Annotated in this window: 9 protein-coding genes; 3 read left to right on the forward strand and 6 right to left on the reverse strand. The window is 48.4% G+C overall.

The annotated features are described in order from the left end of the window. The first annotated feature begins 420 nt into the window (after window positions 1–420). The gene (locus RIE73_RS07740) at window positions 421–876 is read left to right on the forward strand and encodes a DUF29 domain-containing protein (protein ID WP_446400642.1); all 456 of its coding nucleotides are present in this window, start codon (window positions 421–423) and stop codon (window positions 874–876) included. 37 nt (window positions 877–913) lie between these two features. Here the strand turns inward: RIE73_RS07740 and RIE73_RS07745 are convergent, their stop codons facing one another. Together RIE73_RS07745 and RIE73_RS07750 are read right to left on the reverse strand one after the other, a co-directional pair. Then, complete coding sequence (locus tag RIE73_RS07745; protein WP_446400643.1) at window positions 914–2,257, reverse strand: MurT ligase domain-containing protein; 1,344 nt, start codon at window positions 2,255–2,257, stop codon at window positions 914–916. A gap of 278 nt (window positions 2,258–2,535) precedes the next feature. Continuing rightward, window positions 2,536–3,915, reverse strand: a complete 1,380-nt coding sequence (locus RIE73_RS07750) for a HEAT repeat domain-containing protein (protein ID WP_446400644.1) — start codon at window positions 3,913–3,915, stop codon at window positions 2,536–2,538. Window positions 3,916–4,415: 500 nt separating this feature from the next. Between RIE73_RS07750 and RIE73_RS07755 the strand changes: the two genes are divergently transcribed. Both RIE73_RS07755 and RIE73_RS07760 read left to right on the forward strand, forming a co-directional pair. Beyond that, entirely contained in the window at window positions 4,416–5,024 is a 609-nt protein-coding gene (locus tag RIE73_RS07755; RefSeq protein ID WP_446400645.1) for a thylakoid membrane photosystem I accumulation factor, read from the forward strand. A 161-nt stretch (window positions 5,025–5,185) separates the two neighbouring features. Then, the gene (locus RIE73_RS07760) at window positions 5,186–5,794 is read left to right on the forward strand and encodes a hypothetical protein (RefSeq protein WP_446400646.1); all 609 of its coding nucleotides are present in this window, start codon (window positions 5,186–5,188) and stop codon (window positions 5,792–5,794) included. Between the two features lie 153 nt (window positions 5,795–5,947). On the opposite strand, the gene RIE73_RS07765 is transcribed toward RIE73_RS07760, so the two are convergent. The 4 genes from RIE73_RS07765 to RIE73_RS07780 form a co-directional block, all read right to left on the reverse strand. Further along, window positions 5,948–6,463, reverse strand: coding sequence for a hypothetical protein (locus RIE73_RS07765; RefSeq protein ID WP_446400647.1), 516 nt, complete (start codon window positions 6,461–6,463; stop codon window positions 5,948–5,950). A gap of 50 nt (window positions 6,464–6,513) precedes the next feature. Next, window positions 6,514–7,332, reverse strand: coding sequence for an eCIS core domain-containing protein (locus RIE73_RS07770; protein ID WP_446400648.1), 819 nt, complete (start codon window positions 7,330–7,332; stop codon window positions 6,514–6,516). A gap of 157 nt (window positions 7,333–7,489) precedes the next feature. Continuing rightward, on the reverse strand, window positions 7,490–8,101 hold the full coding sequence (locus tag RIE73_RS07775) for a hypothetical protein (RefSeq protein WP_446400649.1): 612 nt from the start codon (window positions 8,099–8,101) through the stop codon (window positions 7,490–7,492). A gap of 4 nt (window positions 8,102–8,105) precedes the next feature. Then, a partial coding sequence (locus RIE73_RS07780) for an eCIS core domain-containing protein (RefSeq protein ID WP_446400650.1) occupies window positions 8,106–9,141 on the reverse strand: 1,036 nt, incomplete at its 5' end.

Consider the following 9,141-nt stretch of genomic DNA (forward strand, 5'->3'; position numbering starts at 1 on the left):
CGCTTCTTGACGCAAAATCAAGGGGTTCAGCTTACGATGAGGCGACTTTCCCTAAAAACGCACATAAAAAACACCCATTATTAGTATAGACAAATCGCTGAATCCACGCAATTTCGTTGCTTATTGCAAATAATTCTCACAGTTTTTTTGCCCGTTAAGCTCTGTTAAGCAACAAATATTAAATCAAATCTCACACCCGTTAAAAGTTTTAGTTATACTTGCACCGTACCCTGCAATCAGAATGGCGTGCGCCCGATAATGGTTATATCTAATCCCCAATTTTAGCTGTCAATCCAGTAGTGGCGTGGCACACCTTATTTGATAGATTAGATTCGGCTTGTAGTAGGGAACCTTAGCCCTATATCCTGTTGGGTAACAGTCGTCAACCCAACCTACAACGGTCAATAAACAGAGGTAAACATGACGGTAAACATGAACTTAGCATCACTTTATGAGGTTGAATATGACCAATGGTTAACACAAACCATTAGTTTGTTAAAAGAAAACCGATTCAATGAGTTGGACAAAGACCATTTAATTGAGGAGTTGGAAGACTTTAGTCGGCGAGAGAAAAAAACAGTTGAACGGTTTCTCGAACAGATTATCCGACATTTGCTACTTTGGCAATATTGGACGGCAGAACATGATTATAATGCCAATCATTGGCAAGCCGAAATCATGAGTTTTAGAACCCAAATCAATGAAGATTTAACCCAAAATTTACGGAATCATCTCCAGGAGAACCAAGTCAAGATTTATGAAAAAGCATTAAACTACGTGAAACAAAAGACCGGATATGAGGTGGATTTTCCCGAAAACTGCCCTTATACCCTCGACCAACTATTAGAGATGAACTGGCTACCCGAAAAAAGCTAAAATCACTGTTCTTGTCGGGATAATGACCTATGAAAACTCACAAAATCTGCCGCCCGGTGAGCAATCCCCGCACTTCTAACATAGCAGAATAGGTGGGTAAAATATGCAGGGTTTCATCCTCTGGTGTCTGTTCTAATGCCGTCTTAATCGCCTCTTTTAAATCCTCTTTAATAATCAACTTACAGGGAGGATCTGCCTCAGATTGAGAATACTTGAGGCGCAATGCCATATCATAAACGCGATCGCCACTCACGACAATCGTCCCGCCTAACGCCACCAGCTTCTCGGTATCCACGTCCCAAATCCAAGACACATCAGTGCCATCAGGGGTGCGGTCATTCAACACGACTAACTTCGTCGATGCGCCCCCCTGTTTTTGGATATCATGCACCGCCCGAATCGTTTCATTCATCCCAACTGGATTCTTCGATAACAGAATCCGCACCTTCTTCCCCTGCACCACCAATTCCTCGGCGCGTCCAAATGCAGCTTTGAAGGTTTTAACCGTGTCGTAAATGTCCGCCCGTTCAATCCCCAATTCCTCTGCCACTAATCCAGCCGCCAGGGTATTATATTTGTTATAAATGCCAATTAAGATTTGGGGCCACTCCTGACTATTGACAGCTAAAGAACTCTTACTAAAGCCGCAACTCGCGCAGTGATAGTCGCCTAAATGAGACAAGTAAACCCCCTTGTAATCCAAGGGATAGCCGCAACTGGGACAGTAAATCGAGTCTACGGCATGGGGAATTTCTTCCAAATAGTGTTCCGGTTCATTTAAACCGAAAAATCGCACCGTTTGCGATAACTGTTGACCCAAATGACACAGCGTCGGATCATCGGCATTCAAAATTACCCGTGTTTGAGCAGGAAGCGGTGCGATCGCCTTCAGCCAGCGCTGACTAATTGTATCCACTTCCCCATAGCGATCGAGCTGATCCCGAAACAAATTTAAGCCCAAAATCACCTGGGGCTGACAATCCTGCAAGAGCAAGGGTAATATATTTTCATCCACTTCTAAAATGGCGTAATCGGCATCCAACACACCAACACCATTGGTATGCTCCATCAACGCCGTTACCAACCCATTAATCAAATTCGCACCCGTGACATTATGCGCCACTCGCCACCCCTGACGCTCTAACAGAGTTCGCAACAATAGAGCCGTCGTAGTTTTCCCATTCGTCCCCACAATCAGAATCACCCCACGCCGTACCTGTGCCAAAAGCAACGGCAAAGCATGGGGTTGAATTCTGCGGGCAATTGACCCTGGCAATACACTCGCTGCCCCTAAACGGAATCCTCGCACCAACGAGGTAACGCTTTTAGCCGCGCCTACCGATAAACTCAGACGCACTTGATCTAGCACTGATTGACTCACATCCACACTCCTCCCAGACGGGGCAGCTTCTCGTTTCCCTGAGCTTATACTAGGTTATTTACTCAGCCATCTATAGCTCGTCAGCATAATATTCTACCTATTTGCGTAAGTTTGTAGTTGCGCTGTCTTCGCCATAAACGTCTGCATCGCACACTATAAACCTTTCACTCCAACCTTGGTCAGGGCGGGTTTAGTCGCATCTGGTAGGGAAGCAACGATAATCGTGAAACCCGCCCCTACACAGACGCCATGTCCTCAATGGTAGGGAAGAGTCAAAACTATTTCACCGCGTCATGATGCTGTTGCACCACTTGAACCAATCGACCCCCGCAATTTAAAATATCATCGGCTAACTGGACAATCCACAAATTTGGCAAGGCTTGGGGTCTAACGGCTAAAACATTGGCAAGGGCATCGTCCTCTCTACCCACGCCCAATAACTCAGCACAAACAATCAACGCCACCGCCGCCGAACGACTCACTCCAGATTGACAATGGATGAGTAAATCCCCCTGGTTCGACGAAATCAAATTGGTAAATTCGATAATTTGCAGGATATGCTCTGCTGTCGGCAAGACATATTCGGGATCATCATGGGGCATATCAATATCATCAAACTCTAATCGCAGGTGGTGAGGAATGCGAGTATAACCCGGAGGCGGAGCAACCCCCGGAGAACCAATGGAAATCAGGTAGCGAATCGATGACCCTGGGGTTTTCGACCAGAGATATTCACTAGCTTCACTAAATGAACCAATCCAGAGTTTCGGTAAACCCGGAATTTGAATAGAACTCGCCGCCATGGCTGAGGTATCCTGCACGTCGCGATTCATCGCCCCCTTAAGTTTTTCAATCACCGCCGATGCTCTATCTCGAACATAAGCATCCTCATCATTAAGTGCTTGTCGAATACCCGCTATAGTTGTTGGAGTGCCAATATTACCCAAGGCTTCCACCACTCTGGTGCGAACAAAAACATCTCCATCGCTAAGGGACTGTAAAATTCCCGCAATGGCAGTTTCTGTGCCAATTTCCCCTAATACGGACACAGACGCCGCCCGCACTTCTAAGACAGGATGATAAAGCCCTTCCAGGAGAATAGACACCGCACCTTCACTCGCCAGATTACCTAAGGCATAAACGGCTTTGGTGTGAATATAAAAGTCTGGGTCATAGAGTGCCCGTTTTAATTCTTCGAGTGCGGCATCACTTCTGAGTTGTCCTAACGCCCATATCGCTCTACCGCGAACATAGTGATCCTCATCTTCCCGCAAAACCTGTAGGAGTGGGTCAATTGCCACGGGATTGCCAATACGTCCCAATGCCGTCGCCGCCCGCCAACGGACTTGAGCATCTTCATGGTTTAGGGCGTCCAGGAGTCCCGTAACTGCCCGTTCACAGCCGATTTCTCCTAATGCCCAGGTTGCCCATCGTCGCACCTGCGGCGATGAATCTCCCAGGGCGGCGAGTAACGGCGTGACTACCGCATCACTGCCAATTTGTGCCAGTCCCCACGCTGCCCAAGCCTGTACGCTATTATCGTCCTGGTTGAGTCCTTGCAGAAAAACGGGAATCGATTGTTCTGAGCGCATTCGGGCTAAGGAGCGAATTTTATGGGCGACTGAAGTATTATCCGGGTTAGTCATTAAATAAGTCACAAGTCGAACGTCAAAAGTTAAACGTTATCGGGGAGAAACAATCACTCCCAGATTTTCCAGTTCTACTGCCAAATTCTTGTTGTCAAGGCTTCGCCCTTCACCTGTACACAAGTTTTCTGTAGTCCGTGGTAACTGACAACGGACAAAAATCCAGATGTGAAGGACGTTATTGTCAAGATGTTGTCGCTGAACTCAGCCAGATGAAAATCTATTATTATATCAGTAGTCCAACGAGAAGTTAACATCAGCATCGGTTGCATCGGTAGTACCCTGAAGTGTGGTTGTTAACTCCAGTCTCAACAACCGATGATTGTGATCGCGTTTTCGTTATGTTTGCGTAATGTTTGCGTAACGTTACCTGTCCCCTATTCCCTGGTTGTTGTTGACTTTATGGCGATGGTATGATAATTGGACGATTCAGTTTGTGCGATCGCTTGAACTCCTCAGCCAATCAGGGATAATCAGAAACAGGGGATTTCTCTGAAACAATTTTGTGTAATATGACCTTTGACTCATTGCCTGTTCTCAGTCAACATCCAACCAATCGCGATTCTTATAAACGTCTCATTGCCCGATGTCTGGTCACTCTGATTGCTGTCCTCGGTTGCTTGCTGTTATCCACACCATCCGCCCTAGCGGATCTCAATGATGACCACTTTGACGGCAATATCTTTGCCCTCTATGCGGGGAATGGTTCCCTAGTCCCGCCGCGTGTCACTCTGGCAGACTCCATAAAAGCCCATAAACCTGCCTTGCTGGTGTTCTATATCGATGACAGTAAAGACTGTAAGCAGTTTTCCACGGTCGTGTCCCAGTTACAAGCGCCTTACGGACGGGCGGCGAGTTTTATCCCCATTAGTGCAGATACTCTGTACGACAAACCGAGTGATGACCCAATGAAACCGGGCTACTATTATGAAGGATTAGTCCCCCAAACCGTTCTCATTGACCAAGAGGGTGAGGTTCGGTTGAATGAAACGGGACAAGTCAGCTACGAAAAAGTTGATGATGTCTTCCGGGAGGTTTTTGACTTACTTCCCCGTTCTGAATCACTAGATTTAAAACGGCGACCGATTAACGAGATTAATACGGAATTAAGCCAAGACTAACGCGCTCAAGGAGTTTGGGGAAAAGTATCCAAAATATGCAAGTATAAAGTAAGTCAACTTGTGGCAGAGTGCATATCTCAATTTTCCCCTGCCCCTCCGCACTCCGGCACTCCTGCCCCTCGACACTCTTGCTGTCCCAATCTACAACGATCGCACATCTGATGTCACGGGTCTACAGCACCGAGGAACTGATCCAAATTTTGGCAGAGGAACGCCGTGCCTGTATGAATGGTCAGCGTCTGAATCTAGCCGCTTCCGCATCGGGAAATCCGGTGATTGATCGATTTCTCAAATCTGAGGGCATTCAAAAATTTAGTGCCTATCGAGATTTTAAAGCGGCGGTTCACCACTATCAGCGACAACATCAGGTTTCGGGTATCGTGTGGCGACAGTTAACCCTCAACGGAATCACATTGCGTTATCCGACGGTGCATGATCAGTTAGTGGCGTTAACTCGTGACGTAGAGATAATCAAAGCGGCTAAACCGTCAATCTTGGAGTTTTGGCGACAGGTGACTCCGGGTATGGACTTGTACCTGAGTATCCGTCTCGGCAAAGACTATCGCCAAATACAGGCTGACGATGTGGACGCGATCGCATCGCGAACGGAATGGGTTAACCTTTTACATTATGGGAATTCCCAGATTCTGGAAATCATCCTTCAGCTTGGCTGGGGAAAGCCAGAAGAAGCCTCTTATCGCCGGGGGTGGCCCGCCTCAGGTAGCGAATATATTCATGCTGTTCCCCTGGGTCAGCGTCCTATTTGTTAATTGGCTACCAACCCAAGCCGGGACAAATTTATTCCCTGTTCCCTGTTAAGATTTCCCTTTCCTAACCAAAATGTCCCGCCTTAGACCGATAGCCGACTTTATTATCACTCTAAGTACGGGAGAGCCGGAATGGGGGATTTACCACAAGCTAATTCATCTTGCTGCATTGTTTCTATCGTACTTGATATTAGCTACCTTATACACTTCCTCAGTATTCATCTCAGGGAAGCGCCCCGTTCCTCCACCGAAACTTTCAGGTGTTGGTTGGTCAAAAGAAGTAATTTCTCCATATTGAGTCATGGATTGATCCGTACCCATACGATGATAGGCAAGGAGTTCATATCCTTGCCAAGAGGAATAGACCCACATTTCCTCCTGGGAGGCGGACGCAAATACTTCTAATGTGACAGATGGAATCCCACGATAGGTGGAGCCATACATCGGGAAGTAACGCTGTTGACCTGCATCATTCTCAACTGAGAAACCGAGGACGGCGCTGTCTGAACCCAAGTCAACGTAGAACTGTGCTAAGCGCGTGCCAACCTGTACAGACTCCAGTATGATATCAGGATCTTTACTGGCAGCCGTTACTCCACTAGCCTGTCCACTGCTTTCAGACTCGCAACCGACCTGGAAGGCAAGCATTAAACCCAAAAGGAGGTGCTTCATTATTTTCATCATGCTCATCTTAGATCGCAACACTACTGGGGAGTGAATTATTACCATCTATTGGAACCCCCAGAATTTCCACCTGGATTAGCAGAAGATCCCCAGCTATGAGGCTCAGACCAATTCCACCACATATACTGCCTTTCCATTCCACTTAAAGCAAAAGCTGGGTGATTTGCAAATCGACCAAAAGATTCCTGATCCATTGCGTTATACATCCAGATATTCATTGTGGCTGTTTGTGCATCGCAATCAATAGAATCGACGGTTGCATATATACCAAATGAGCCAATTGAGCAGGTGTACAGTTCAAATGTTTGAATCTCTGGACTCATCGGTATCGGGTTAAGTTTTGAAGTAACGTATATGATAAATGCGTTTTTACAAGTTTCAGGGTCAGTTCCAGGCGGACTATTAACCCAAATACGGTGAGCATTAGGATCAGTAACCGGCGGATCTGTCATTCCAGGTGTCCAGGATGCATCCGTCAGATGATTCGCTTGCCAATTTCTGCAATTAGCTTCAAGATTTGCTTTGGCTTGATTGACGGCATTAATCACAGGTTGCCATCGTCGCACAATTCTGGTGTAGTTATCGCTTTCTCTCATAACCCATAGTCTTTCCCTAGACCATGGCGCGAAGAATTCATCTAAAACATCGCCAATAGTTGTGCGTTGAATCACATCTTTTTGTGCAAGGCTATCTGATATTCCAGATTGTTGCACCACATGGGTCAATTCATGGGCTGTCAGATGATCAACGCCTGGGGATTTTCCAGCCCCAAAGTAGATATGATTGCCATGCGTAAACGCCTGAGCGCCTAACTCCTGATTCATCTGCACCGCTTCACCACCCGTATGCACCCTCATGTAATATGATGTCTGGCAAATCACCCATAAAAACTTCCCCCCTCTCCCTCTCACTCCATCTCCCCATCACCTTAATTATGGGTATTCAACCAGACATGATATAAGCTGGTGCTAGAGACGCGATCGCAGTATCAGTCTTGAAATTAGTAAGTTCTTATCAGTTATCCATGAATGCTCGATAGCGGCTCCAGTACCGATCGACAGCGATCTCCAACTCTCCGAACGGAAAATCCGCGCCGTGGGTTTCTTGGAGGGCGGCAAAAAAGTCGAGAATCGCGCCACCTTCGGCGGGGGTTAGGCTGTCGAAGCGCTCGTGGAAAATGGCTAGTGGAGTACCGGAATCGAACCATTCGAGCTGCTGCTTACGGAGTAGCTCGGTCATGTCGTCCGGCAAACCGAGACCGGACGGGAGGCTAGTAGCTCGATCAAGCGCTTCTACGACGTCTGTACGAGAGGGTTCAGTAAGTGCGCCTACGAGTTCGGAGACGAAGATGCTGAGAGATGCATAGGACTCCAGGGAAGCGTACAGGAAGGTTGGTAGGAAGTACCGGAATGCCTCCGGAGCAAGCATCCAGAGGTTGCCTTCGACCTCGGTTCGGAGATCGTACACCGAGAGTTCCGTTGACGTATTCGTAGCCAGGAGTTCGCGCAGGCGATCGCCGTCATAGTTCACCGCCGGTCGCAAGATCTGAGTAGCTAGGGGTCGGGGGCGCGAGGCGAACGCATTGAAGAAGCGCTCTTTGAGGTTCTTGTCAGGAGGGATTTGCATGTCATTACGTAGTTGTCGGGTTCTCGGGCGAGATCTGGTCGAGGATCAGCAAAAGTACCGCCATCACTGCGGCGGCGCTTGCTGCGACGGCGGTTGCTCCGGCTGCCACAATGATGGCCTTTACGAGTACGATAATCGCTGCGATAAGTGCAACCACTGCCGCGATAACTAGCACTGCCATGGCTGCCGCCGCGACGACCTCTCGAGCGCGTTCGACGACTGCTTCCATCGCTTCGATCAACTCTTGCGGACAGTTAGAATTCGTGAAGAATCGGTAGCAGCGGTTCACCATGTTGATCTTATCTTGCACTTGCTGGCGATGGCCGGTGTCTCCGCCCCTAAAGCAGGTAGTGTCCAGCGCCAGACGCGCAGCGATCTCCGCCGTGATAGCGGCGATCTTGGTCGCAAGAGTGAGACAGTTGTCACCTGCAGAGCAAGCACCGAGGGTACTCACGATCGCTTTTGCTGTCTCGACCGCTCCCCGCAGACCGACATATGTCGCCCAACCGCAGTCTCCTGGGGGCAACATGCCATCACCGGGCCAAAACTGCACTACGTGACTAGCGATCCCCATCTGCACTTCGCTGCTCTGGATGTGTGTCTCACCGCTTTCATTCCCAGATCGGTGTTGAATGTCGGGTGCAGTTCCCTGCTGGACAACATGAGTCAGCTCATGCGCTGTCAACTCATTATTCCCTGGCAATTTCCCTGCCCCAAAATAAATATCACTCCCATGAGTAAACGCCTGTGCGCCCAACTCCTTGTTCATCTGCACCGCTTCACCACCCGTATGCACCCTCACCCCACTAAAATCTGCCCCAAAGCGCGGTTCCATAAATCCTCTCACGCCCTCCGATAAGGGAGAACCTCCACCCTTAGACGCATTCAACCGACTCTCTAAATCCCCAGATGCCTGATTTCCATCGATTTGAGCTGCCCGTTGTATCATCTGGCGCATTTGCACACGCGGATCAATTTGCCTGTGTACCACAGGTGTAATTGATTGCGCTCTTTGCCAGATCTGATGGGGGTGATGGGGG

It is taken from the genome of Coleofasciculus sp. C1-SOL-03 (genome assembly GCF_040220555.1).
GTDB lineage: Bacteria > Cyanobacteriota > Cyanobacteriia > Cyanobacteriales > Coleofasciculaceae > Coleofasciculus.

Excerpts from the sequence above, each read along its gene's own strand:
- RIE73_RS07740 (WP_446400642.1), top strand. The coding sequence starts at position 421 with ATGACGGTAAACATGAACTTAGCATCACTTTATGAGGTTGAATATGAC.
- RIE73_RS07755 (WP_446400645.1), top strand. The coding sequence starts at position 4,416 with ATGACCTTTGACTCATTGCCTGTTCTCAGTCAACATCCAACCAATCGC.
- RIE73_RS07760 (WP_446400646.1), top strand. The coding sequence starts at position 5,186 with ATGTCACGGGTCTACAGCACCGAGGAACTGATCCAAATTTTGGCAGAG.
- RIE73_RS07765 (WP_446400647.1), bottom strand. The coding sequence starts at position 6,463 with ATGAAGCACCTCCTTTTGGGTTTAATGCTTGCCTTCCAGGTCGGTTGC.
- RIE73_RS07770 (WP_446400648.1), bottom strand. The coding sequence starts at position 7,332 with ATGAGGGTGCATACGGGTGGTGAAGCGGTGCAGATGAATCAGGAGTTA.
- RIE73_RS07775 (WP_446400649.1), bottom strand. The coding sequence starts at position 8,101 with ATGCAAATCCCTCCTGACAAGAACCTCAAAGAGCGCTTCTTCAATGCG.